Here is a 23186-nt window from a genome sequence, read left to right on the forward strand (position 1 = left end):
CAGGGTGGGGTTCATTCCCGCCGGCCCGGGGGCGAACGCCATGCCGGGCCTGGGCGGCGGGAGCCGGGAGGTCAGGTTCGGTCGGCGAGGGTGCGGCGGCGCATCCTGACCAGGGATCCGGCGGCGGCCGCAGCGAGCAGCGCACCGCCCAGGGCGACTTGCGTGTCGGTGTCCTTGACGTCTCCGAAGCCGGCTTCGACGGCGCCGTTCGGCTGTCGGCTGGTGATCTCGTAGGTATCCGTGATCTTGATCCGTGGAGGGCACTTCACGGTGACGGTGTCGGTGCCGGGTGTTCCCCCCGCAGGGATCTGGAACTCGCCGGTGAGCTCGCCCTTGCGCTTGCCCGCGAAGAGGTGGAACTGCCCGCCGGCCTCCGACTCGCCCTTGCCGTAGGTCTCCGCACCGCAGGCCGTGGTGGTGACGGTGACCGTAGAGCCCGGTGCCGCATTGCCCGGGTTGATGCGGAGCTGTGAGTCAGGGGCGTCGGCCGAGGCTGGACCCCCCAGAGCCAGGACACCGATGATCAGGCCGATACCGACGCCAACGTGTGCGTTTCGCAAGGGAATCCTCCATCAAAGCTGTGGCCGACGAGTAGTCGCGGTGCCCGTGTGGTGCTCCATCGACGAGGAAACCGACACTCCGTCAGGTTCGCAACAGGAGACATCGCGGGCCCGTCACCCGGGCAGGTGCAGTGACCGCTTGCGCGACAGCGTTTCCGCAGGTCGCCGCCGCAGGGACCGGCGCAGTGGATGTCTTGGCCGAGGGGTGCGGATGGGCGAACGATCGTCACCCCCGACTGTTTCCTGGCGCGCGGTCGCAGGTGCCCGGGCGAGTGGTGATGCCCACTCAGTTCCCGCCTGTGTCATGGAGAAAGGGCCGGCGCGACCGTCCCTCGTATTTGCGGCACGACGCGGAGTGACACGACGTCGGTGTGCACGGCGACGATGACGATCGACCCGCGCTGGATCGCGGCCGGCGACGACATCGACCTCCAGTTCAAGAAGGCCGGGTCGTCCTCGTACAGCACGGTCAAAACGGTGAAGACGAGTGGCTGGCAGTTCGAGCTGTAGCAGTGTGCGAGGCGATGTGGCGGGGTTGCACGCAACCGCGCCACATCCTTCTTCATGGCCGGGCTCGGCCGGGACACGTCATCCGGCTGGACGCGGTCGACGGCGGCTGTGTCACCAGGTGTGGGCGACGTCGATCACCAGTCGGTCGGAGAGCTGCGACACCCGGAACGGCAACCGTGCCCGGACGCCGAGCCCCACCTGTGTGACTCCCTCGAAGCTGGCGCCGAACTTCGCGTCCCGGAAGGTTCGGTAGCCGGTCAGGTCGACACCCGGGAGCGGTCGCCCGCCCCGGCCCGGGTACGTCGCCGAGTGAGTCTCTGGGTCGTAGGCGGGGGCGGACACCATGATCTCGATGATCGCCCCGCCGGAGATCGGGATGCGCACGCCGGTCGGGTCCTGGTAGAAGGCGTCAACGTAGTGCACGGTGTACCCGATCGGCACGGTGCCCGCCGTGGGTACGTCGAAGACCATGCGGTCGTAGCAGTCGTGCTCGCCGGTCCTGATGTCGGTCAGCGACCCGGTGTCGGCGTCCGCCGCGGTTTTCGGAAGGCTGCCCCATCCGGTCGGGCAGGCGACAGCCGTCGTGGCCGCACCCGCCGTCGTGGGCGCCGCCACTCCCACGCCCACACCGGCCATCGTCAGGGCGGCCAGCACCGCCCCGTATCGTCTTGTACGCATCGCGTCCCCTTGCTTGCGGCTCTGAGTTTCCTGCCATGTCAGACATGCCGGTCACGGGTTTGGTTGTACGGGCTGCTCTGGAATCGGCCTGAACCCCGCGCGCCCGCCGAGGCCTCGAGTCCGCACGCTCGCCCCGCGGACCCCCTCACCGGCAGCCGACCCCGGCCGCCCTGTGAAGACACGAGGCGAGCGAAGGGCTCCGCGGATCGACCTCAGTGCCGCGAACGTGCGGACGGTTGTGGCGCCGAACCCGATTTCCCGCGGACACGGCGCCACACTCGGAGCCCGGGAGGGCCCTCACCGCCACTCAAAAGGCCCACAGGAATGGGCAGTTGTGATTCACGGCGATGAACTCCCAGTCCTCCTGGTGGATTCCGCTACTCGTCGATCGCCGCGCCGAACCGCCCATTGGCCACCGGCGCTCCGAGGCTCGCCCCGTCGAAGGTCCACGAACCCCTGGTGATCAGCCCCGATGACGACGCGGGAATGACCCATACGAAGCCGTCGTCGGTGTTCTCACCCGGGGCCGCCGCCAGCAGGCCGAACAGACCGTCCTGGTCGGCGTCGATCAGCCGCACCTGGCCGCCCCAGTGGTCCGACGGCTCCGCCGCGCCGGGAACGCCCGCGGAATTCTGGTCGAAGCTACGTGCGCCGGTCGCCGTCAGCCCGCCCGGTGCGCCGCGCAGCGTCCAGACCGCACCCGCGTCGGACACGGAGCCCACATCCTCCCCGGGCGCGCCGATCGCGAGGTCCGGGCGGCCGTCGCCGTCGGTGTCACCGGACGACAGTTCGGCGCCCCACCGGTCGCCGGCCTCGGCCGTGCCGGGGACGCCGGGGGAGTCCTGCGTCCATGTCTGCGCCGGGGTCGGGTCGAGCCCGGAGAGGTCGCCCTGGCCCAGGTAGACGGAGACCGATCCACCGACGGGCGAGCCGACGGCCGTGTCCCCGACGGCCAGGTCGTCCTGGCCGTCGTGGTTGAAGTCGCTGGAGACGACCGCGGGACCGCCTTCGAACGTGCCGCCGTCTCCCAGTGCCTCGACGTCGGGTGCGCCGTGCAGTACCTGGGTGGCGCCGATGCCCGGCTGGTCGCCGGTGGTCACGCCGGAGATCGCCAGGTCAGCCCATGAGTCCTCGTTGTAGTTTCCGTGACTGAGGCTCCGGAAGGCGAAACCGCCGGTCCCCAGCGGGCTCATGTCCCGAGCGCGGACACCCGTGTCCACCGCCTTCAGACGCCTGGCCGCCACCTCCGGCGCGGCGGTGAAGAACAGCAGCGTGTCGTTCTCCAGGAGGGCGATGCTGTCACGCGGATCCGCGTCCGGGGCCGCCGGGTCCGGGGCGAAGTATCGGGCCGCTTCGATGGCCAGACCGAAGTTCGCGCCGGCCCGGAGCCGGGTGGGGTCCTGCAGCCAGGTGCTGTCGTTCCCGTGGAGCCCGCTCGGTGAGCCCCAGAAGACGACGGCACCGCCCGCGTCGGACAGTCCGGTCAGGTCTTCGCCGGGGATACCGACGATCGCGTCGTCGTAGCCGTCGTTGTCCAGGTCGCCGGAGGCAACGGCGCTGCCGAAGGTGTCGCCGGCCTCGGCGGCGCCCGGGACGCCCGAAGTGTTCTGGTGAAGGACGCTCTTCCTGGAAGTGCTGAGGCCGCTCGACGAGCTGTACTGCACGGTGACGTAGCCGGCGGCCTTGGCGCCGCCCACCGTGGCGCCTGGGGCGCCGATCAGTACATCGTCGAACCCGTTGCCGTCGTAGTCGCAGTTGTGCTGCTGCCAGCCGATGGACGGAAAGGGAACAGCGGCCTGCGCCGCGGGAGCCGCGATCATCGTGCTGCCACCGAGGGTGAGCAGTGCCGCGGCCGTCACGGCCGCGCTGGTGATGTGACGCACTGGGGGAGCCTCCTTCGTTTCCTGGACCGGCCGACGGCGACGCACAGTTCAGGGGCGAGGACGGGAAAGGGACAGGGGTGTGGCAGGCGCTCGGAGGGCCACGACGCCACCGCGCCCGCCGGAAAGCCGCATGAAGTCATGGGTGGCCTCCCCCGTCGGACGGTGCCGTGAGTACTACACCCCCCTTGCGCTCACTCAGAAGACATCCCAAGTTCGTACGGGGTTGTAGTCAGCGCGCCGGAAAGTCGTCGGATGCGGGGACGACGACCCGGACGGCGCCCGTCGTCGGCGTACCCGACTGCAGGAGGGCCCGATGGCAGTGCGGGACATGTACGAGGGCGATCTGCTGTCCGCGGTCCTCGTACACGCCCACGCCGGCCCTCCCGGTTCGTCGGCAGGGAGCCGGCAACCGAGTCGCCCGCTCGGGTGAACCGCCTGATACTGGAATCATGGCCCAGAAGACCGCGAAGGCACATGGGCCGTCCACCGTGACGGTCAAGGGGCGGGACGTGCGGCTGCGCACCGTCGGCTTCTTCGTGCTGGCAGCCCTGACCATCTGGTTCATCGCCGCAAACACCGGCTCGGTCACCATCAGGCTCTGGATTCCCAAGGTCACCCTCCCGCTGTGGATCGTCCTGACCGTCACCCTCCTCGTCGGCATCCTCCTGGGAAGGTTGATCGCCTACCGCCGTCGCGCCCGCCGGTAGCCCGGCTCTGGAACACCGCTCCGGCTCATGCGGGGACCCGGGGCCACTTGTCGTGCGTGGCGGAGCATGCGGTCACATCAGTGGTTCCGGCGGGATGTGTGCTGCCGGAGATCGCCCGGCGTGAAGGCGGCCGGTGTGCGCGCCGGGCCTGGGGGAGTGTCAGGTCCATCATGCCTGCTGCGGAGCGGTTTGCGGTAGGACGGAGCGCACGTCCGTTCAGCCTTGTCGCAGGTGGTGGTCCGCCCGCAGACTCGTGGTCATCCACTCTCCGGCGTTCGTGCCGGCATCCGTCCTTGGCTGCCGGCGCGCTCGTTGTGCTGCCTCGTCGGGTGACGGGTGCGGGCCGGGGGTGGGGGAGCGAAGGGGGTTTGGTGGATCAGGACATGGTGGTACTCGCGAGGGTCAGGCTGCTCAGCGCCAACCGGCGGGTGGTGCGGGGTGCCGAGGGGTTGTGGATCTACCGTCTTCTGACACAGGTGGAGCCGGAGGCGTACGGGTCCAAGCTGGCGTACGTGCTGGTGGAGGAGGCCGGCGCCTCGCCGCTGGTGCGGGAGCTGCCGGCGCAACGGCTGGCTCTGTTGGACGAGGCGGTGACGGTGGCGACGGCTCTGGATACCGCGAACCCCTACCGGGCGAAAGTACTGGCCAGGGCACTCGCGGCCAGGCGGCGGGAACTGGACGGGCGCTCGGCGGCGTAACGGGCTCCATGGAGGTTCCGGGTGACCAAGTCCCGTGGTCCATCAGGCGGTTCTGGAACGGGGACCGCACCCGGAGCCTCCGGCTTCGCGTCCGAACCGGCGGCTAGTCAGTCCTCCTGGTCCAACTGAGGTTTGACGTTGATCTGTTGAGGCGAGCAGATCACTCGGACACGCCCTCGCTGTCGCGCATCCACGCCCGCAGCTTCTCCGGATTGCGGACCGCCCAGATTCGGGTGACGCGGCCGTGGGCGACATCGAACGAGGCTACGGTCGTGACGGCGCCGGCACGCCGGGCCACCAAGCCCGGCACACCGTTGACGGACCGCTCCAGGAGTTCAAGCCCGGGAGCCTTGTCGGCGATGGCGACCATGTACCGGGCGATGAGCGCACCGCCTTCGATCGGGCGTAGGACGGTACCGACCATGCCGCCGCCGTCGGCGGTCATCACGGCGGCCGGGTCGAGGAGGTCGACGAGGGCCGCGATGTTCTTGGTCTGCCATGCCTCTTTGACGTGCCGCACCGTGTCGGCCTGCCCGGCCGCCGTCACCGGAGGCCGCTCGGCGCGCACCCGCCGCCGGGCGGAGGCCGCGAGCTGCTTGCATGCCGCGGGAGTCCGGCCGAGGATCTCGGCGATCTCGGCGAACGGGTACCGGAAGACGTCGTGCAGGACGAACGCCACCCGCTCGGCGGGTGTCATCGACTCCAGGACCACGAGGAAGGCCATGGTCACCGATTCGTCCAGGACCAGCTGGTCGGCGGGGTCGGCGCCCCGGCCGCGGTCCCACTCGGCGTGGTCGGGCAGCGGATCGGGCAACCAGGCGCCGACATAGCGTTCACGCCGCGCCCGGGCCGAGCCGAGCACGTCCAGGCAGATGCGGCCGGTCACAGTCGTCAGCCAGGCGCCGGGGGACACGATCTCGACCCGTCGACTTCGTGGCAGCGCGTACCAGCGCGCGTAGGCCTCCTGTACGGCGTCCTCGGACTCCGCCAGTGAGCCGAGCAACCGGTAGGCGACGTTGATCAGTTGGCGCCGCTCGCCGGCCATCTCGTCGGTGCTCGTCCCAGCCGTCCCCATGCTCCGCCGCCTCCTCGCCTTACCTTTCGCGGGCCCGCGTCGTCGGGTTGATGAGACCTTATCGATCAACTGCCTCCGGGCGGAAAGAGGGGACCGCGGCATGGCGACCCAGGCGACGGCACCGCACCGCTACTCGTTTCTGCAGATCGCGATCACCCTGCAGACCCTGACGATCTTCCTTCAAGCGGTCTCCGCCGGACTGCTGCTGACCGCGTCCTACGGAGAGACACTGCACGGTGTCGGAGCGCGCGTGATGTACGGGGCGTCGATGCTGTACGTGCTCGCGGCGGTGCTGGCATGGAAGCCGGGTGGCGGCTCGCCCCGGCCCGTCTGGCACGCGTCCGGCTTCCTTGCCCTCGCCTCGGTCCAGGTCGTGCTCGGCGTCGCGCACATCCCGTCGGTCCATCTTCCCCTGGGCGTCCTGATGTTCGGCTTGAGCTTGCTGGCACTGGCGCGGCGCTGAGGGCCGCTTCGGGGGAGTACCGGGATCCGCTGCGGCCGGCCGGCCGGCGGATCGGGTCGCATCAGGGGCCGCCCGCTCGCCTCCCCAGACCGAATTCGGCTTTGTGGTCAGCCGAGTTGCTCGGCGAGTCCGACGATGATGCCTTCGGGGCCGCGGAGACAACAGAGTCGATGGCTGTCCTCGTACTGCTCCACTTCGCCTACGAGTTCGGCGCCGTGGCCGCGCAGACGGGCGATGACGTCGTCGATGTCGTCGACGGCGAACATGATGCGGCGAATGCCCAGCGTGTTCGCCACACCTCGCTGGTGCACGCTCAAGGTCCAGTGGCACAGGACCTCCGCGGCATCGAGGAACAGGAGCGTGGTTGAGGAGGCGTCCCCCGAGCTTCACGTACCGCGCCCGAGGACGATCGTTCCGCCGAAGCCTCATGCGGTGGGCGGGCTACCCGGCTGTGGTCTGCCCGGCCTCGTCGGTGCGGAAGTCGCGCCGGTAGGCGGCGGGCGTGGTGCGCAGGGCCTCGTGGAAGCGCCGGCGCAGGTTGACGGCCGAGGAGAGGCCGACCTGGTGCGCGATGGTCTCCACCGGCAGGTCGGTCTCCTCCAGCAGCGCCCGGGTGGCGGCGATCCGCCGGTCCAGCAGCCAGCGTCCGGGACTGATGCCCAGCTGCTCGGTGAAGCGCCGGGTCAGCGTACGGGCCGAGACCTGGGAGCGGGCCGCCATCTCGGCGACGCTGACCGGCTGGTCCAGCCTCCCGGCCAGCCACTCCAGCAGCGGGGCCAGCGAGTCCGTGACCGGCCCGGAGGTGGGCAGCTCTGCGTACTGCAGCTGGCAGCCCTCGCGGTGCGGCGGCATCACCATCTGCCGGGCGATCCGCAGCGCGTACGCGGCGCCCTGGTCGGCGCGCACCAGGTGCAGGCAGAGGTCCACGCCCGCCGCCGATCCGGCGCTGGTGGCGACGTCACCGTGGTCCACGTAGAGCACCGCCGGGTCGACCCGGACCTGCGGGAACCGTACGGCCAGTTCGGCGGCCTGGGCCCAGTGGGTGGCGGCCCGGCGGCCGTCCAGCAGTCCGGCGGCGGCGAGCACGAACGCGCCCGAGCAGATGCCGACGATCCGTGCGCCGCGCCGGCGCGCCAGGCGGACCGCCGCGACGACCGCCGGAGACACCTCGGTGCCGGGAGCCTGCTGCCAGCCGGGGACCACCACGGTGTCCGCCCGCTCCAGCGCGTCCAGGCCCGCTGTGACCAGCAGGTCGTAGCCGGCCTGGGTGCGCACCGGGCCGGGGTGCTCCGTGCAGACCTCGAACGTGTAGCGGGCGGGGATCGCCGGGCCGTGCTCGCCGAACACCTCGGCCGCGCAGGCCAGCGGGAAGGTCGACTGCGGCGGCTGGAGCAGGGCCACCACCCGGTGCAGGGCCGGGGACTTCGGCAGCGAACGCATCGTCATGGCGTGAAAGTACCCAGTCATGTCGTTCGGGACACTGGGGCGGCCGAATAGTCCAGACCAGGATGGCGTGCTGTGACCACCACGCAGGCTCAGACCCGTACCTTCCCGCACACCGATCCGCCCGACGCCCGGCCGCCGTTGTGGGACCGGCGCTTCACGCTCTACTTCACCGCCCGCACGGTCTCGCTGGTCGGCGACGCGATGATGCCGGTGGCCGCCGCACTCGCGGTCGGCGCGCTCTACGGGATCTCCGGTGTCGGCTTCGTCCTCGGCACCTGGACCGGGACGTTCGTCGCCCTGGTCCTGTTCGGCGGCGTGTTCGCCGACCGGCTGGGCGCCCGGCGGATGATGGTCGGCGCGGACCTCGCCCGGGTACTCACCCAGGGTGTGCTGGCCGTAGCGTTCTTCGTCGGGCCGCCTCCGTTCTGGCTGCTGGTGACCATGGCAGCGCTGGCCGGTGCGGCCGCCGCGATGTTCCAGCCGGGCGTGAACGGGATGGTCCCGCTGGTCGCCCGCGACCCCCAGCGGGCCAACGCCACGCTCAAGGTGGCCGACGCGCTCGCCCAACTGCTCGGCCCGGCCCTGGCAGGGCTGCTGATCGCGCTGACCGGCGCCGGCACCGTGTACGCGATCGACGGCGGCACCTTCGTGCTCAGCGCCCTGTGCCTGGCGCTCATCCGTCCCGCCCCCGCCGACGCGCCCGCGGACACCCCGAACGACGCCGATTCCCTTGAGTCCAGCGGAAGTTCGCTCCGCCGTGACCTGCGCCAGGGCTGGCACGAGTTCCGCTCCCGCACCTGGATGTGGGCGGTGATCCTGATCTGGGTGGGCTACGGCGTGCTGCTCTTCGGCCCGCTGGTACCGCTCAGCTCGGCGCTGGTCGGCGCCCGGCTCGGCCCGAACGCCTACGGCCTGGCGGTCTCCTTCCTCGGCGTCGGAACGGTGCTCGGCGGCCTGCTGGCGCTGCGGCTGCGCCCGGCCCGGCCGCTGGCCGCGGGCGCGGTGGCGATGGCACTGTTCGCCGTGCTGCCGCTCTGCGTGTCACTGAGCGCGGGACTGCCGGTGCTGCTGGTGGGCCACGTACTCGGCGGCGGCGCCTGGGCGTTCTGGTCCGTCATGTGGGCGACCAGCGTGCAGACCCACACCCCGCCCGCGGTGCTCAACCGGGTCACCGCCTACGAGTTGGCCGGCTCGGTGTCCGGAATCGCCGTGGGTCAGATTCTGGCGGGGCCGGCCACCGCACTGGCCTCCCCGGGACGGCTCCTGCTGATCTCGGCAGGCGCCTGTCTCGCGGGCTGCGTGGCACTGCTCACCATCCCGGCGATCCGCACGCTGCGCCGTGCCGCTCCCACGGACGTCGGCACGCCGAGGGAACCGGCCGGTCCGGACGGAGCATGAGGCGACCCGAAACACTGGGTGGCGGGGCACCGAGGGGCCTTGGGTTCACTGGATGATCCAGCGCTTCGGACTGGGGGTGCTGGGGGGTGAATCCCGTGACTGGCCTCGGAATCGCATCGAGCTGTTGGACGTGCCTTCGGAACTCCTCTTCGCACGCGTCCCGGTCGGGGAGTGGGCCGTTGGCGGCGAACGCCCTGAGGCGATTCCTGTCGCGCCCGACATCAGGTCTTGCGTTCAACTTAAGAAGGCGGCGAACAACTGGTGCCGCACGTCTTGTCACATGTTGAACGGACTCTTACAGTCCGGAACCGAAGTGGTTGTGGGACCGCTCCCACGGTCAATGTCATCCGAGCAATGGAGCCGCGATGTCATCCGCACTTCGGAAGCCAGGACGCTTGATAGCCGTCGCGCTGGCTGCCCTCCTGCTGCTTCTCCTGGGCCAGCCGCCGGCTCACGCGGGCACCTGGGGCGCACCGCAGAAAGTCAACTCGTGGAACACCATCAACGGGAGGTGGACGGCCAACAACGAGCTGGAGACCTACACGCCCAACTGCGTCTGGTACGAGGGTGAGACGCTGATCATCAAGACCTACAAGGCCGGCGACGGGACGTACTACTCAGGCCGTGTGGAGTCGAAGAACCTCTACGGCTATGGCACGTACAGCTTCACCGCGAACATGCCCAACGGTCAGGGACTTCTGCCTGCCGTGTGGGCGGCCTACTTGAACCCGTGGTTGCCCGAGTTCGATGCCGCTGAGATCGTCGGGCAGAACCCGAACACCGTGTACCAGACCCTCCACGACGTGAACAACGCTCAGAGTCAGTATGCGTCGGGCAACTCGTCAGGCTGGACGAACGCCTCCCACACGTACTCGTTCACGTGGTGGCCCGATCACATCGACTTCGCTGTGGACGGCACCATCACGGGCTCGAAGGCCTACACCACTCCGGCCGGGATCGGCATGCACTTCATCGTCAACACGGCCGTGGGCGGGGACTGGCCGGGGAATCCTGACGCCTCGACCTGGGCGACCGCTGACGGCGCCCGGTACCTGAAGGTCTCGTCGATCACATACACGCCGTACACGCCGTGACGTGAGCTTCGGGCCCGTCCCGGGTCAACCTTCCCGCTGACCCGAGGGGAAGCGTTCCGGGGCAGTCACAACCGTCAGCACGAACCCCCTCCTGCATGGCTCGACCGGAGGGGGTTCACCAGGGGCACGGGGCGACCTGGGTGCAGTGCGTCTCGCCGCCCGTCACAGCGCGAGGGGCAGCGCGCCGGAGGCGGATCGGGTATGCGTCGATGAAGGCTGCGAGTGTGTGCGGCCGGTCGAGCTCGGCCGCGACGAAAGACGTCGCGGCTCTGAGGACGTTGCCGGCTCGCTCCACGTCACTTCGCCTGGGCGAGCCAGACCGCGTCGGGACCGGCCGGGAACCGGAGCTGGCCGGTCGTGTCGTGCACGGCTCGCCACACCGCCTCGGCCACGTCGCTCTCCTCGGTGAACAGGTGCTGACCCGTGAAGTCGTCCATGGCCTTCTTCGCCCATGCCGCGTAGGGCGTCGGGACCAGTTCGTCCAGTGGGGCACCCTGCGTCGCCGTGGCGGCGAAGTTTGTCGTCAGGCAGGCGCCCGGCTCGACTGTCTTGGCCCGCACGCCGAACGGCGCGAGTTCGAGGGCGAGGGAGGAGGTGAACCCCTCGACGGCCATCTTGCTCGCCTTGTAGACGGCCGAGAGCGGCATGTGGCCCAGCACCACGCTGGAGGTCACGTTGACCACCACGCCGGAGCCGCGCTCGCGAAGTTGGGGCAGCACCGCCTGGGTCGTCGCCATCACACCGAAGGTGTTGGTCTCGAACACCTCCCGGACGCGGGTCATGGGGGTGCCCTCGAACACGCCGATCGAGGGGACGCCCGCGTTGTTGACCAGGACGTCGATGGGGCCGGCCGCATCGAGCGCGGCGGTGATGCTCTCGGGCCGGGTCACGTCGAGTTCGACGATGCGCAGCCGGTCCGAGGAGGGCAGAACGTCCGGTCGCGGGGTGCGCATCGTGGCGACGACGTTCCACCCCTGCGAGTGGAAGCGGAGGGCTGTCTCCCGTCCGTATCCGGAGGAGGTGCCAGTGATCAGAACGGTCTTCATGGTGATCCTCGCGATGTGATGGGATCCCCGGCCGGACAGGTCTTTTCCTACTCGGCGGGGGAATCGGTGATTCCATTGAATCGCTCTGAACTGCTGAAACAGTAGAACTATCCTCGCCGCTTCCTGCACGATCCTCTACCGTGCCCTCGATGGTTCAGGGCAGGACAGTCGCGGGGGAGTGCGCGGTGCTGCGCAGACGGGCGGCGTCCCGGCTCGGGGGCGCACCGAACTGGCGGCGGTATTCCCGGCTGAACTGTGAGGGGTTGTCATAGCCCACGCGCTGGCCGATGCCGGTGACGTCGCCCGGGTGGGTGGCGAGCAGCAGGCGGGCCTCCTGCAGCCTGATCTGCTTCTGGAACTGGATGGGGCTCATCGCGGTCACCGCCTGGAAGTTGCGGTAGAAGGCGGAGACGCTCATGCCGGACATGCGTGCCACGTCCTCGACGCGGAAGGGCTGCGCGTAGTGCTCGCGGATCCAGCGCACGGTCCGGGAGATGTGGCTGAGGCCGCTGTCGGCCAGGCCGAGTTCGCGTACCGTCGCACCCTGTTCGCCAGTGATCAGGCGCCACAGGATCTCGCGCTTGACCAGCGGCGCGAGTACGGCCCGGTCGCGGGGTTCGTCGAGCAGTCGCAGCAGCCGGACCACCGCATCGAGCAGCGAGGCTGAAGCGTCGCTGACGGCGATCCCCGAGGGAACGCCTCCGCCGGCGCGGGAGAGGTCGCCGGGACCGGCTTGCAGCAGCACTTCCGCGACGGCGGACGGCTCCAGGCTGAGGCCGAAGCCGAGGGCCGGCTGTGCGGGATCGGCCTGGGTGAACTGCCCCGTGACGGGCAGGTCGACGGAGGCGACCAGATACTGGCCGGGGCCGTATTCGTAGACCCTCTCGCCCAGGGCGAGGCGTTTGGCGCCCTGGGCGATGACCGCCAGCACCGTGCCGGACATGGAGGGCGCCGGCGGATCCGGCCGGTCGACCTTCGAGATGAGGACGCCGTCGATGGCGGTGGTCCAGTCGGGCCGGGCGTGCCGGGCCAGGAGGGTGCGGAGCTCTTCGAGGTACATGCCTCCATTGCAGCACCCCTCCACCACCGGACTCCCGAATCCGCGAGGATTATGCAAGTACGAGCGAGCATGATTCTAACATTTCCGCAGGTCAGGGCGATTGAATGGAATCACCGCACTCCACCAGAGGGAAGAAGGACTCCATGATCGCCGCATATGGCTTCAACGCCACCCTGACCGCCAGGACCGGAATGGGCGACCAGCTGGTCGACCTGCTGCTGAGCGGTCTCGACGAAGGCAGCCCCGGCGCGAGCGAACACTGCGTCGTCTACCTCGTCTCCCGTTCCGCGTCCGATCCCGACGTCGTCCATGTCAGCGAAGGGTGGACCAGCGAGGAGGACCACCACCGGGTCTTCGCCGGCGACGCCGCGCAGGCCATCGTGGCCCAGGTCGACGGACTGCTTGCCAAAGGGTCCGAGTACACCGACTTCGTCCCGGTCCGCGGCAAGGCCGCCTTCTGAACCCGGATCGATTTCCGCCCTCCTGCGGCCTCGGCCCCCCTGCGAAACCCCCGCCCACGTCCGACCACCCGGCACCACCCCACGAAAGGCCCACGACCATGGCCCCGGCACGTCCCGCCCTGGACCCCGAACTCCGCGAGCTGCTGGCCGACATGCCCCTCATGTCCCAGCTCACTCCGGAAACTCTCGCGCAACTGCGGCAGCTCCCCCCGGCGCCTGTCGACTCGCTTCTCGCACACCGGAAGGTCGACCGCCGCGAGATCACCGTGCCGGCCAAGGACGGAGCCCAGATCCGCCTGTCGGTCTTCAGCCCCGCGCAACCTGATCGCACCACCGCCGCGCCCTGCATCTACTGGATCCACGGCGGCGGGATGGTCATGGGCGACCGCTTCTCGCAGATCGACATCCCGCTGGAGTGGCAAGACGAGTTCGGCGCGGTCGTCGTCTCCGTGGACTACCGGCTCGCACCGGAGGCCACGGGCACCACGCTCGTCGACGACTGCTATCAAGGTCTGCTCTGGACTGCCCAACACGCCGCCGAACTGGGCATCGACCCAGCCCGGATCATCGTCGCCGGCGCCAGCGCGGGCGGCGGCCTCGCCGCCGGCCTCACCCTGCTGGCGCGTGATCTCCGCACCCCGGCGATCGCCGCTCAGGTGCTGATCTGCCCCATGCTCGACCACCGCAACACCAGCATCTCCAGCCGTCAGTACTCCGGCGTGCCCGGCGTCTGGACCGGCGAGATGAACGCGTTCGGATGGCGCGCCGTCCTCGGCGACACCCGCCACGACGAGGTACCCCCATACGTCTCGCCCGCGCTGGCCGACGACCTCTCGGGCCTGCCCACCACCTACATCGACACCGGCTCCGCCGAAGTCTTCCGCGACGAGGACACCGACTACGCCACCCGTATCTGGGCGGCCGGCGGACAGGCCGAACTCCACGTCTGGGCAGGCGGCTTCCACGGCTTCGACGCCCTGTACCCGCAGGCGCACATCTCTGCCACAGCCCGCCGAACCCGCACCGACTGGCTGGCACGAGTGCTGCTTCCGAAGGGCACCGCGTAGCGCGGTCGACGCACTCGACCGTCGCGGTGCCGATCTCCTCTTCCAGCCCGCAGAGGTGCGACGGATCGACGCGCACGGAAACCGCCTGGCGCGAGCAGCGAGCAGCGAGCAGTCCGGCCCGCGCCAGAGCGCTGCGGGGCCGGGCCGGGGCTGAAGACACGAGGCCGGTGAGGCCGGCCCTCAGCACTACCGGGCCCACGTTCATCCGTATGTGGCTGGGCACGATTGACGGCTACGCCGACACCCTTCACCGCGGTCCCGTCACGCGAGAGGCCTCGAGGGACACGGTCATGCACGTCGTGTGGGAGGGACGTGCGCGGGTAGCCGGGTCTCACTGATTCGTCGCCACCCGGCGTCGATCCGAGGACGAGAGAGGTGCCCGCGTGTCCGCTTCCCTGGTGGAAACCGTCGACGTCCAAGCCCCTGTGTCCGTCACCTGGGATCTGTGGAGCGATGTGACCAGGTGGCCCGCCTTCCTGAGCCACGTCCGCCTGGTGGAGCCGTTGGACGAACGCCGCTTCGCCTGGAAACTGTCCCTTCCGGGGGCGGACAAGAACTTCGTCGCCGAACTGACCGAGGTGATCCCCGGGGAGCGGATCGCCTGGCACACCACCCAGGGTGTCCACCACGCGGGTGTCGTGACGTTCCACCGCCTGAGCGAGGCCTCGAGCCGCGTCACCCTCCAGGTCGAGTACGACCCGAAGGGATTCGTCGAGCGCCTCGGGGCACTCACCAATCTGGACTCGGTCCTCGCTAATTACGACCTCGGCGAGTTCCAGAAGCTCGCCGAAACCGCGGCCTCGTCCTGACTTCCCGCCGGCCCGCAGGGTGGTGACTCCCGTGCCCTCAGGCCCTGCTCGAATCCGATGGGCGGACGGCTGACGAACTGCGATGATGCCTCTGTTTCCCAGACGGAGGACATTTGTTCGTTTTCGTGTGCGCCGGATGCGGCGCCGAGCTGACCGCCCCGCTGTCCCAGGTCGCCCTGCCCGTCCACGCCCATCAGAAGTACGGGAACGGCATTCAGCTCCCGGTGCTCATGGAACAGGGCACGTTCGCCGTGGAGCCGGAGCCCTGGGGGCCGCCATGGCGGAAGTGGGAGGAAATCCAGCCGGACGAGGCGGCCGCCCGCGGTATCCATGCGCCGGTCTACTCCCTCTCCGACGGTGCGCCCGGCGCGGTCGTCATCGCACCAGGCGATGCCCGCGGCACCGTATTGATCCCGGAGAAGGCCGGCGGATACTGCTGCGGTCTCGACGGGGCCGATGGCCCGAACATGGCCTGCGAGGCGTGCGGCCTGCCCGTGGCGAGCCGGATCGACGACTGCTCGCTCTGGCAGGCGGTGTGGCTCGCCCCCGACGCGGTGCACCGCCTTCCCGCCGACGGTACCGACGCCGAGGTCGCACCGCTCTCCTGGGCGGAGGCGATGGCGGAGGGAATGGGGACGCCCCCGTTCGAGCCGGTCACCACTTGGGGGTCGGTCCGGGGGTCGGCCCACTGGTGGTCCTGGAGCCCGCGGTGGGAGGCCGCGGTCGGCCGGGCTCTCGCCCACCTGCTGGCCGCTTCACAGGGGCGGCCGGTGACGGTCCCGGACGGCCTGGCTCAGGAAGTCCTCCAACGCGCCCTCGACGTCCTGCTGCCCGCGGGTCCACCCGTGCGGCGCGCCGTCCTGGCCGGGCCGGGACAGCCCGCCCCCGACGCGGACGTGGAAATCCTCCTCGTGCCGGGCCATCCGCAGACCGGGAACGTCTGGGCCCCGGAAGGTTCTGCCACCTCGGCGTACCTGGTACCGCTGCCGTTCGGGGTGTGGCTGTGGCTGGCCTTTCCCGAGCCGCACCTACCCCTCCCCGCGTCGGGTGCCATGCCAGACGGTGTCCTTCGCGACGACCCACCCGCGCCGCGTCCCGCTCACCTGTTCCGGGCCGATCCCATGGCGTTCCAGCGCGCCATGGTCCGGCTGCCGGCTGTCCGCAGCCCGTGGCTGCGGAAGATCCACGAGAACCTCACGCAGCAGACCAGGGCCCGCATCTTCTAGCCGTCCACGACCTGGTCGTCCAGGCAGCATCGACCCGGCCGGCCGCACCGACGCCCGGTTCCGCTTCCGCTCGAAAGGACGCACGCCGCCGAATACGCCGGTGCCGCCGCACAACTCCGAGTGCGGCAAAGGGTCTTGGCGACTTGGAAGGATCTGCCTCCGTGGCCGATTCGTGCCCGAGGTCCGCTGGGCACTCCGCGCCGGTCCACCGGCCGATCGTGCCGCTCCCGTCAGTCGACCGGCCAGGTGTGGACCGGTGCGTTGAGGTGCATGTAGTCGATGTACTGCCGCGTCATGCGCCGCAGGGCCTCATGACGGCCGCAGTGGTCCGAGGCCTCGAAGTGGTGCAGCATCTCCTTCTGCCAGACCGCGCCGTTGCGCGCGGTGACGCACCGTTGCTCGATGATGCCGAGCAGCGGTTCCCGCCAGGCCGCGTCCATGCCCGAGCGCTCCAGGCCCTGGTGCGCCAGCGGCAGCAGTCGCCGCAAGACGAGTTCGGGCACCGGGACTTCGCCTGCTCCGGGCCAGTACAGGCGGGCGTCGATGCCGTGACGTGCCGCGGCGTGCAGGTTGTCCTCGGCGGCCGAGAAGGACATCCGTGACCACACAGGCCGGTCTTCGTCCACCAGAGCGCGGGTGAGGCCGTAGTAGAAGGCGCCGTTGGCGAGGGTGTCGGCGACCGTCGGGCCCGCGGGCAGCACGCGGTTCTCCACTCTCAGGTGTGGTCTGCCCTGGGTGACGGCGTACACGGGGCGGTTCCATCGGTAGATGGTGCCGTTGTGGAGGGTGAGTTCGGACAGGTCCGGTGTGTCTCCGCGGTCCAGCGTCTGCGTGGGGTCCTGTTCCTCGCACAGCGGCAGCAGCGCCGGGAAGTAGCGGAGGTTCTCCTCGAAGAGATCGAAGACGCTGGTGATCCATCGTTCACCGAACCAGACCCGGGGCCGTACCCCCTGCGCCTTGATCTCCTGCGGGCGGGTGTCCGTCGCCTGCTCGAAGAGCGGGATGCGGGTCTCGTGCGCGAGTTCCTTGCCGAACAGGAAGGGGGAGTTGGCGGCCAGAGCGACCTGGATTCCGGCGATGGCCTGGGCCGCGTTCCAATAGTCGGCGAATTCCTCCGGGGAGACCTGGAGGTGGAACTGGGTGCTGGTGCACGCGGCTTCCGGTGTGATCGTGTCCGCGTAGGTCCGCAGCCGGTCGACACCGTTCACCTCGATGAGCAGATCCTCGCCGCGTGCCGCGAAGACCTGCTCGTTGATCAGGTGGTAGCGGGCGTTCTCCGACAGGGCCTGCCCGCCCACGTCGTCCTCCCGCAGGGTGGGCAGGATGCCGATCATGATCAGATGGACGCCGACCGTCCTGGCGCGCTCCTCCGCGTGGTTCAGCGCGGCGCGGATCTCCTCCTCCCAGTCGTTGGGGCCACCTTCGGTGAGCCGCCGGGGCGGAATGTTGATCTCCAGATTGAACCGGCCCAGCTCGGTGTCCCAGGCGGGATCGGCGATGGCGTCGAGCACGTCACCGCTCCGCATGGTCGGCTCGCCCTCCGTGTCGGTCAGGTTCAGCTCGATCTCCAGGCCCACCTGAGGGCGCTCCGCGTCGAACCGTGACTCGCGCAGCATCTGTGCGAAGGCGTCGAGACACTCCTGCATCTTGATCCGGTACCGGCGACGGTCATCGCGGGTGAAGACCTGCGCCGGAACGTCGCGTCCCATCGGCCCTCCCGGGTGGCCCCACGGATACCTCTCCCCTCCAGCGTCGCACCACAGGGCAGGTCTGACCATGCGGGACGGGGCCCCACGCCGCGGCTGACCGCCGGAGCGGCCTCGTCGGCGTCCGGTTGCGTCGGCAGCAGTCCCCCAGCTCATCAGCGGCGCGGATGTGCCACGCAGAGTGAGCGTCCGCGGCTGCGTCGAGTGCGCCGGGGGTGCCGATGCCAGGTCGGTCCTGCGGCGATGTCCCGTGGGCCGGTGGTGTGTAATGACGCTGAGTGTGGAGGCACAGGGTGAGTGAGGGGGTGGGGATCCCGGTGCAAGAACTGAAGCCGAGCGATCCGCGGCTGGTGGGGCGGTACCGGATCTCCGCGCGACTGGGCGCCGGTGGGATGGGCCGGGTCTATCTGGGGCGCTCGCCCAGCGGGCGCCTGGTGGCGGTGAAGGTGGTTCGGCCGGAACTGGCCGGAGATCCCGGCTTCCGTCTCAGGTTCGCCCGGGAGGTGGAGGCGGCCCGTAAGGTCACCGGCTTCTTCACCGCCGCTCTGGTCGACGCCGACGCCGACGGTTCTCCCCCTTGGCTGGCGACAGCCTACGTCCCAGGAATGCCCCTGGACGCGGCCGTCGCAGCGCATGGCTCCTGGCCGGTGACCTCGGTACGGGCCCTGGGCGCAGGACTGGCCGAGGCGCTGGAAGCCATCCACGCGGCCGGCCTGATCCACCGGGACCTCAAGCCCTCCAATGTGCTCATCGCTCCTGACGGGCCGCGGGTCGTCGACTTCGGTATCTCCGTCGCGACCGAGGCCACCGCGCTGACCCGAGCCGGAACGATCGTGGGCACCCCTGGCTTCATGGCTCCGGAGCAGCTCACCGGCGAGCCCGTCACACCGGCAACCGACGTATTCGCCCTGGGCGCCGTGCTGACCTACGCGGCCACCGGCACCGGCCCCTTCGGCACGGGCTCGGCACAGTCGCTCAACTTCCGTATCGCCTACGAGGAACCACGTCTCGGCGGACTGCCGTCGCCGGGTCTGGAGCTGGTCGCCCGCTGCCTGTCCAAGGACCCCGCTCAGCGCCCGCAAGTGGCCGAGCTCATCGAGGAACTCGCCTTGGTGGCGGGCATCGGCGGTTATACCCCCACGGAGATCGTCGCGGAGCCCGTGGCCTGGCTGCCCGAGCAGGTCGCCGCGGCGTTGCCTGCCACCGTCACCGCACCACCTTCGCCAGGCACGACGCCCCCTCCACCGGAGCCCGCAGTCGCAGCACCGGTCTCCGCAGAAACCGCGCCGACCGGGCCCGCGCGGTCGGTGCCCAAGGTGTCGAAGCCGGTTCCGGTACGGCCCACGGCGGTGCCGGTTCCGGCACGGTCCACGGCGGCTGTCGGAGCTCCCCGTACGACCGGGAATCTCCGGGCTGCTCGAGCGGTACCGGCCTTGAAGACGCCGTCCTCCACGTTCCGCCGAGCTCTCTTGTTCTGGATCTCCTCGGTGGCACTGGCTCTCGCCGTGTATCTGCCCTTCACCCCGCAGGCATCTCTCCTGGACTACCTGACCGGGGGCTATTCGTTCTTCGTCGGGACATGGTCCTTCACCCGTGCCTGGCCCTTCGCCGCAGCCATCGTGCTCAGTTGGTGTACGTGCGCGGCGGTGCTCTCCGCACTGCGGCGTTCCCCTGCCGCATCCGTTCCACGTCCGATCCGGTACCTGCACATTCTCGCCACCGCACTGACCGCGGGACTGTTCGTGACCTTCGCGCTCGTCGAGATGATCAACGGGCTGGGCTTTCCGCGCCTGGCCCTGGGCGGCTGGCTCTTCGCCCTGGGATGTGTGGCGCTGATCCGCAGCACTTTCCGGCTTGCAGGGCCGAAGCAGCCACCCGTCACGTGACCGGGATCGTTTCGTTCATGCCAGACCATGTTCGTCGACCTGTCGGCGCCACCGCCGAGAGGACCGCGAGCCCACCGGGGTTCGGGTCGACGTCGGCAGCTCGGTGAACGGACGCCGGGCGGCCTCCGCGAGGACCGGCGCTCGCGTGGGCGAGGCCGGGCGTCGTGGCAGGGCCGTCGTGCGGTGTCGGATCACCGTGGTCTGTGCGGTGTGTGCCGTGCTCGGTGCGGCCGTTCGGATGACTGGTTGGTGAGGCGTGCACGGTGAAGCCGGGGTGCGGGCCTAACGTGTCGCGCGTCCGGACCTTCTCCTGCTCCGTCCGGATCTCGTACTGGTCTGGAAGGAGTGTGAGGGTGGCGCGTCTGTCCGGCATCCGTGGCCTCCTGCGGGTTCTCCTCGCTCTGTGCCTGTCGGCGGCTCTGCTGGCCGGCTGCGGTACCGGAGGTGGCGGGCCGGTGACCCTCAACTGGTACAACTTCCCGGATGATTCCGGTGCGTTGGCCAGTGCGGCGAGCGCCTGTTCCAAGCAGTCCGGTGGGCGTTACCGCATCAGTTACAACAAACTGCCCCGTACGGCGGACGGGCAGCGCCAGCAACTGGTGCGCCGACTGGCCGCCGAGGACGACACGGTCGACATCATCGGGCTGGACGTCACCTGGCCCGCCGAGTTCGCGGAAGCCAAGTGGATCCTGCCGTGGACCGGGAGCAACCGCACCGCGGCGACCCGGGACACCCTGGAGGTCCCGCTGCAGACGGCCACGTGGAAGGGGCGGTTGTACGCCGTCCCGTACAACACGAACACCCAACTGCTCTGGTATCGCAAGGACCTGGTCCCCACGCCCCCCAAGACCTGGGCGCAGATGATCCGGATGGCGGAAGGCCTGGCGAAGCAGGGCAAGCCGCACTACGTGGAGATCCAGGGCGCACAGTACGAAGGACTCACGGTCTGGTTCAACACACTGGTGGAGAGCGCCGGAGGCTCCATCCTGAACGCGACCGCCACAGCACCCAGGTTGGGCCCACCCGCCGTGCGAGCGGCCTCCATCATGAAGGACCTGGCCACCTCGGCCGCAGCCGACCCGTCCCTGTCCAACCAGATGGAGGACCAGAACCGGCTGGCCATGGAGTCCGGAACCGCCGCCTTCGAGATCAACTACCCCTTCGTGTATCCCTCGATGAAGGCCAACAACCCCAAGCTCTTCGAGCAGTTCCGGTGGGCGCCCTACCCGGGGGTCGAAGAGGGGCGGCCGGCCAAGCCCACCATCGGCGGCATCGACCTGGCCATCGGCGCCTACACCCGTCACTCCGAGTTCGCCTTCGAGGCGGCGCTGTGCCTGCGGAACCGGCAGAACCAAATGACCGCGGCGCTCGAGGGCGGGCTCCCACCTACGCTCCGCCCGCTCTACTCGGACCCCGCCTTGGTCAAGAACTATCCCTTCGCCTCCACCGTGCTGGCGGCCCTGGAGAACGCCAGTATCCGGCCCAAGACCCCCGCCTACCAGAACGTGTCCATCGCGATCTCGCACACCCTGTCGCCGCCGAACGGGATCGAACCGAGACCGGACGTGCAGAAGATCAGTGACCAGATCGAGGACGCCCTCGCCTCGAAGGGGCTGATCCCATGACCCAGTCGGCTCCGACCGCCCCTCAGGACGCACCGGCCCCCAAAGACAACCGCGCTCTGTCCGAAGGGGCCAGGCAGGAGCGCCGGTTGGGCTGGCTGTTGTGCGCACCCGCCGTGATCGTCATGCTCGCCGTCACCGCCTACCCCATCGTCTACGCCGTCTACCTCTCACTCCAGCGATATGACCTGCGCTTCCCGCAACAGGCGGAGTTCGTCGGCCTCAGCAACTACGGCGCCGTACTGTCCTCGGAGTTCTGGTGGGACGCTCTGTGGGTGACGGTGTTCATCACCGTGGTCTCCGTCGTCGTGGAACTCGTCCTCGGATTCGCCCTGGCGCTGGTGATGCACCGCACCATCTTCGGCCGCGGGACGGTTCGTACCGCCATCCTGATCCCGTACGGCATCGTCACCGTGGTCGCCGCGTACTCCTGGCAGTACGCCTGGACCCCGGAAACCGGCTACCTGGCCGATCTCCTGCCCTCGGGCGACGCTCCCCTCACCGAACAGTGGCCGGCCATCGGCCTGATCATCCTGGCCGAGGTGTGGAAGACCACCCCGTTCATGGCCCTGCTGCTGCTCGCCGGGCTCGCCCTGGTGCCGGAGGAGACCCTGCGCGCCGCCCAGGTCGACGGCGCCGGAGCCTGGCAGCGCTTCTTCCTGGTGACCGTCCCCCTGATGAAGCCGGCCATCCTGGTCGCCCTGCTCTTCCGTACCCTCGACGCCTTCCGGATCTTCGACAACATCTACATCCTCACGGCCGGCGCGCACAACACCGGCTCGGTGTCCATCCTGGGCTACGACAACCTCTTCACCGCGCTCAACCTCGGCATCGGCTCGGCCATCTCCGTACTCATCTTCCTGTGCGTGGCAGTGATCGCCTTCGCCTTCATCAAACTGTTCGGGGCAGCCGCCCCCGGCTCCCAGGAAGGGGGACGCTGATGTCCGCCACCGGACGGCGACGGAAGTCGGGATGGGCCGTGGTCAACATCCTGGTGATCGCCTATGCCCTGTTCCCGGTCTGGTGGATCATCGCCCTGTCCTTCAAGGACCCCAGCACCCTCACCGACGGCAACTTCATCCCGACCGAGTGGACGTGGGAGAACTACCAGGGGATCTTCCAGACCTCCGAGTTCACCCGGGCGCTGATCAATTCCATCGGCATCGCCCTGATCTCCACCGTGATCGCCGTGGTGCTGGGCACCATGGCGGCCTACGCCGTCGCCCGGCTCCGGTTCCCCGGCAAGAGGCTCCTGATCGGCATGTCGCTGCTGATCGCCATGTTCCCGCCGATCTCGTTGGTCTCGCCGTTGTTCAACATCGAACGGGTCATCGGTATTTTCGACACCTGGGTCGGCTTGATCATCCCGTACATGACCTTCTCCCTGCCGCTCGCCATCTACACCCTGTCGGCCTTCTTCCGGGAAATCCCCTGGGACTTGGAGAAGGCGGCCAAGGTGGACGGTGCCACCCCGGCGCAGGCGTTCCGGCTGGTGATCGCTCCGCTCGCGGCGCCGGGCGTGTTCACCACGGCGATCCTGGTGTTCATCTTCTGCTGGAACGACTTCCTCTTCGCGATCTCGCTGACCTCGACCTCGGCGGCCCGGACCGTGCCGGCGGCCCTCGCCTTCTTCACGGGGAGCAGCCAGTTCGCCCAGCCCACCGGTTCGATCGCCGCAGCCGCCGTGGTGATCACCATCCCCATCATCGTCTTCGTGCTGCTCTTCCAGCGGCGCATCGTGGCCGGGCTCACCTCCGGAGCCGTCAAGGGCTGACCGGCGACAGCCGTTCG

At 69.5% G+C, this 23186-nt stretch carries 24 protein-coding genes; 14 read left to right on the top strand and 10 right to left on the bottom strand.

Annotated features, from left to right (window positions below; genetic code table 11):
* Positions 1 to 71 precede the first annotated feature (71 nt).
* Complete coding sequence (locus OG788_RS44420; RefSeq protein ID WP_406376549.1) at positions 72 to 560, bottom strand: sortase; 489 nt, start codon at positions 558 to 560, stop codon at positions 72 to 74.
* 384 nt (positions 561 to 944) lie between these two features.
* Here OG788_RS44420 and OG788_RS44425 point away from each other — a divergent pair, with 384 nt between their 5' ends.
* Positions 945 to 1070, top strand: a complete 126-nt coding sequence (locus tag OG788_RS44425; protein WP_406376550.1) for a hypothetical protein — start codon at positions 945 to 947, stop codon at positions 1068 to 1070.
* A gap of 111 nt (positions 1071 to 1181) precedes the next feature.
* Here the strand turns inward: OG788_RS44425 and OG788_RS44430 are convergent, their stop codons facing one another.
* From OG788_RS44430 to OG788_RS44440, 3 genes are all read right to left on the bottom strand, one after another.
* Positions 1182 to 1748, bottom strand: a complete 567-nt coding sequence (locus OG788_RS44430; protein ID WP_351551204.1) for a hypothetical protein — start codon at positions 1746 to 1748, stop codon at positions 1182 to 1184.
* Between the two features lie 377 nt (positions 1749 to 2125).
* Positions 2126 to 3631: an FG-GAP repeat protein gene (locus OG788_RS44435; protein WP_406376551.1), complete on the bottom strand. Its 1506-nt coding sequence runs from the start codon at positions 3629 to 3631 to the stop codon at positions 2126 to 2128.
* Between the two features lie 229 nt (positions 3632 to 3860).
* Entirely contained in the window at positions 3861 to 4004 is a 144-nt protein-coding gene (locus OG788_RS44440; RefSeq protein WP_406376552.1) for a hypothetical protein, read from the bottom strand.
* 76 nt (positions 4005 to 4080) lie between these two features.
* Between OG788_RS44440 and OG788_RS44445 the strand changes: the two genes are divergently transcribed.
* A complete protein-coding gene (locus OG788_RS44445) occupies positions 4081 to 4338 on the top strand; it encodes a LapA family protein (RefSeq protein ID WP_351551210.1) in 258 nt (85 codons plus the stop codon).
* A 383-nt stretch (positions 4339 to 4721) separates the two neighbouring features.
* On the top strand, positions 4722 to 5036 hold the full coding sequence (locus OG788_RS44450; protein WP_406376553.1) for a hypothetical protein: 315 nt from the start codon (positions 4722 to 4724) through the stop codon (positions 5034 to 5036).
* Positions 5037 to 5196: 160 nt separating this feature from the next.
* Here OG788_RS44450 and sigJ read toward each other — a convergent pair whose 3' ends face one another.
* Positions 5197 to 6111 (bottom strand): RNA polymerase sigma factor SigJ, encoded by a 915-nt coding sequence (gene sigJ / locus OG788_RS44455; protein WP_406376554.1) that lies wholly within the window; start codon positions 6109 to 6111, stop codon positions 5197 to 5199.
* A 100-nt stretch (positions 6112 to 6211) separates the two neighbouring features.
* Here sigJ and OG788_RS44460 point away from each other — a divergent pair, with 100 nt between their 5' ends.
* Positions 6212 to 6574, top strand: a complete 363-nt coding sequence (locus OG788_RS44460) for a hypothetical protein (protein WP_406376555.1) — start codon at positions 6212 to 6214, stop codon at positions 6572 to 6574.
* Positions 6575 to 6681: 107 nt separating this feature from the next.
* Here OG788_RS44460 and OG788_RS44465 read toward each other — a convergent pair whose 3' ends face one another.
* Both OG788_RS44465 and OG788_RS44470 read right to left on the bottom strand, forming a co-directional pair.
* Positions 6682 to 6930: a VOC family protein gene (locus OG788_RS44465; RefSeq protein ID WP_406377011.1), complete on the bottom strand. Its 249-nt coding sequence runs from the start codon at positions 6928 to 6930 to the stop codon at positions 6682 to 6684.
* 85 nt (positions 6931 to 7015) lie between these two features.
* Positions 7016 to 8020 carry a GlxA family transcriptional regulator gene (locus OG788_RS44470; protein WP_406376556.1) on the bottom strand — a complete coding sequence of 335 codons (1005 nt, stop codon included), beginning with the start codon at positions 8018 to 8020 and terminating at the stop codon, positions 7016 to 7018.
* A 72-nt stretch (positions 8021 to 8092) separates the two neighbouring features.
* On the opposite strand from OG788_RS44470, the gene OG788_RS44475 reads away from it, so the two are divergent.
* A complete protein-coding gene (locus OG788_RS44475) occupies positions 8093 to 9418 on the top strand; it encodes an MFS transporter (protein WP_406376558.1) in 1326 nt (441 codons plus the stop codon).
* Positions 9419 to 9783: 365 nt separating this feature from the next.
* Positions 9784 to 10512 (top strand): family 16 glycosylhydrolase, encoded by a 729-nt coding sequence (locus OG788_RS44480; protein WP_406376559.1) that lies wholly within the window; start codon positions 9784 to 9786, stop codon positions 10510 to 10512.
* Positions 10513 to 10808: 296 nt separating this feature from the next.
* Here the strand turns inward: OG788_RS44480 and OG788_RS44485 are convergent, their stop codons facing one another.
* On the bottom strand, positions 10809 to 11558 hold the full coding sequence (locus OG788_RS44485) for an SDR family oxidoreductase (RefSeq protein ID WP_406376560.1): 750 nt from the start codon (positions 11556 to 11558) through the stop codon (positions 10809 to 10811).
* A gap of 154 nt (positions 11559 to 11712) precedes the next feature.
* Entirely contained in the window at positions 11713 to 12618 is a 906-nt protein-coding gene (locus OG788_RS44490; protein WP_406376561.1) for an AraC family transcriptional regulator N-terminal domain-containing protein, read from the bottom strand.
* A 143-nt stretch (positions 12619 to 12761) separates the two neighbouring features.
* Here OG788_RS44490 and OG788_RS44495 point away from each other — a divergent pair, with 143 nt between their 5' ends.
* The 4 genes from OG788_RS44495 (at position 12762) to OG788_RS44510 (ending at position 16181) form a co-directional block, all read left to right on the top strand.
* Positions 12762 to 13079: a putative quinol monooxygenase gene (locus OG788_RS44495; protein ID WP_406376562.1), complete on the top strand. Its 318-nt coding sequence runs from the start codon at positions 12762 to 12764 to the stop codon at positions 13077 to 13079.
* A gap of 98 nt (positions 13080 to 13177) precedes the next feature.
* The gene (locus OG788_RS44500; RefSeq protein ID WP_406376564.1) at positions 13178 to 14146 is read left to right on the top strand and encodes an alpha/beta hydrolase; all 969 of its coding nucleotides are present in this window, start codon (positions 13178 to 13180) and stop codon (positions 14144 to 14146) included.
* Positions 14147 to 14529: 383 nt separating this feature from the next.
* Positions 14530 to 14955 carry an SRPBCC family protein gene (locus OG788_RS44505; RefSeq protein ID WP_356756253.1) on the top strand — a complete coding sequence of 142 codons (426 nt, stop codon included), beginning with the start codon at positions 14530 to 14532 and terminating at the stop codon, positions 14953 to 14955.
* Positions 14956 to 15068: 113 nt separating this feature from the next.
* The gene (locus tag OG788_RS44510; RefSeq protein ID WP_406376565.1) at positions 15069 to 16181 is read left to right on the top strand and encodes a hypothetical protein; all 1113 of its coding nucleotides are present in this window, start codon (positions 15069 to 15071) and stop codon (positions 16179 to 16181) included.
* A gap of 230 nt (positions 16182 to 16411) precedes the next feature.
* Here the strand turns inward: OG788_RS44510 and OG788_RS44515 are convergent, their stop codons facing one another.
* Positions 16412 to 17890, bottom strand: a complete 1479-nt coding sequence (locus OG788_RS44515; protein WP_406376566.1) for a glutamate--cysteine ligase — start codon at positions 17888 to 17890, stop codon at positions 16412 to 16414.
* A gap of 290 nt (positions 17891 to 18180) precedes the next feature.
* Between OG788_RS44515 and OG788_RS44520 the strand changes: the two genes are divergently transcribed.
* From OG788_RS44520 to OG788_RS44535, 4 genes are all read left to right on the top strand, one after another.
* A complete protein-coding gene (locus OG788_RS44520; RefSeq protein WP_406376567.1) occupies positions 18181 to 19773 on the top strand; it encodes a serine/threonine-protein kinase in 1593 nt (530 codons plus the stop codon).
* Between the two features lie 353 nt (positions 19774 to 20126).
* Positions 20127 to 21398 (top strand): ABC transporter substrate-binding protein, encoded by a 1272-nt coding sequence (locus OG788_RS44525; RefSeq protein ID WP_406376568.1) that lies wholly within the window; start codon positions 20127 to 20129, stop codon positions 21396 to 21398.
* Positions 21395 to 22336 carry a sugar ABC transporter permease gene (locus tag OG788_RS44530; protein WP_351551263.1) on the top strand — a complete coding sequence of 314 codons (942 nt, stop codon included), beginning with the start codon at positions 21395 to 21397 and terminating at the stop codon, positions 22334 to 22336. Before OG788_RS44525 ends, OG788_RS44530 begins: the two co-directional genes overlap by 4 nt.
* A complete protein-coding gene (locus OG788_RS44535) occupies positions 22336 to 23169 on the top strand; it encodes a carbohydrate ABC transporter permease (protein ID WP_406376570.1) in 834 nt (277 codons plus the stop codon). The genes OG788_RS44530 and OG788_RS44535 overlap by 1 nt, the downstream gene beginning before the upstream one ends.
* Positions 23170 to 23186 lie beyond the last annotated feature (17 nt).

This window comes from Streptomyces sp. NBC_00647 (assembly GCF_045207245.1).
Lineage (GTDB): Bacteria > Actinomycetota > Actinomycetes > Streptomycetales > Streptomycetaceae > Streptomyces.

Coding starts and splice junctions, on each gene's coding strand:
- OG788_RS44425 (WP_406376550.1), top strand. CDS start 945: ATGACGATCGACCCGCGCTGGATCGCGGCCGGCGACGACATCGACCTC.
- OG788_RS44430 (WP_351551204.1), bottom strand. CDS start 1,748: ATGCGTACAAGACGATACGGGGCGGTGCTGGCCGCCCTGACGATGGCC.
- OG788_RS44445 (WP_351551210.1), top strand. CDS start 4,081: ATGGCCCAGAAGACCGCGAAGGCACATGGGCCGTCCACCGTGACGGTC.
- OG788_RS44450 (WP_406376553.1), top strand. CDS start 4,722: ATGGTGGTACTCGCGAGGGTCAGGCTGCTCAGCGCCAACCGGCGGGTG.
- sigJ (WP_406376554.1), bottom strand. CDS start 6,111: ATGGGGACGGCTGGGACGAGCACCGACGAGATGGCCGGCGAGCGGCGC.
- OG788_RS44460 (WP_406376555.1), top strand. CDS start 6,212: ATGGCGACCCAGGCGACGGCACCGCACCGCTACTCGTTTCTGCAGATC.
- OG788_RS44470 (WP_406376556.1), bottom strand. CDS start 8,020: ATGACGATGCGTTCGCTGCCGAAGTCCCCGGCCCTGCACCGGGTGGTG.
- OG788_RS44480 (WP_406376559.1), top strand. CDS start 9,784: ATGTCATCCGCACTTCGGAAGCCAGGACGCTTGATAGCCGTCGCGCTG.
- OG788_RS44485 (WP_406376560.1), bottom strand. CDS start 11,558: ATGAAGACCGTTCTGATCACTGGCACCTCCTCCGGATACGGACGGGAG.
- OG788_RS44490 (WP_406376561.1), bottom strand. CDS start 12,618: ATGTACCTCGAAGAGCTCCGCACCCTCCTGGCCCGGCACGCCCGGCCC.
- OG788_RS44495 (WP_406376562.1), top strand. CDS start 12,762: ATGATCGCCGCATATGGCTTCAACGCCACCCTGACCGCCAGGACCGGA.
- OG788_RS44500 (WP_406376564.1), top strand. CDS start 13,178: ATGGCCCCGGCACGTCCCGCCCTGGACCCCGAACTCCGCGAGCTGCTG.
- OG788_RS44515 (WP_406376566.1), bottom strand. CDS start 17,890: ATGGGACGCGACGTTCCGGCGCAGGTCTTCACCCGCGATGACCGTCGC.
- OG788_RS44530 (WP_351551263.1), top strand. CDS start 21,395: ATGACCCAGTCGGCTCCGACCGCCCCTCAGGACGCACCGGCCCCCAAA.
- OG788_RS44535 (WP_406376570.1), top strand. CDS start 22,336: ATGTCCGCCACCGGACGGCGACGGAAGTCGGGATGGGCCGTGGTCAAC.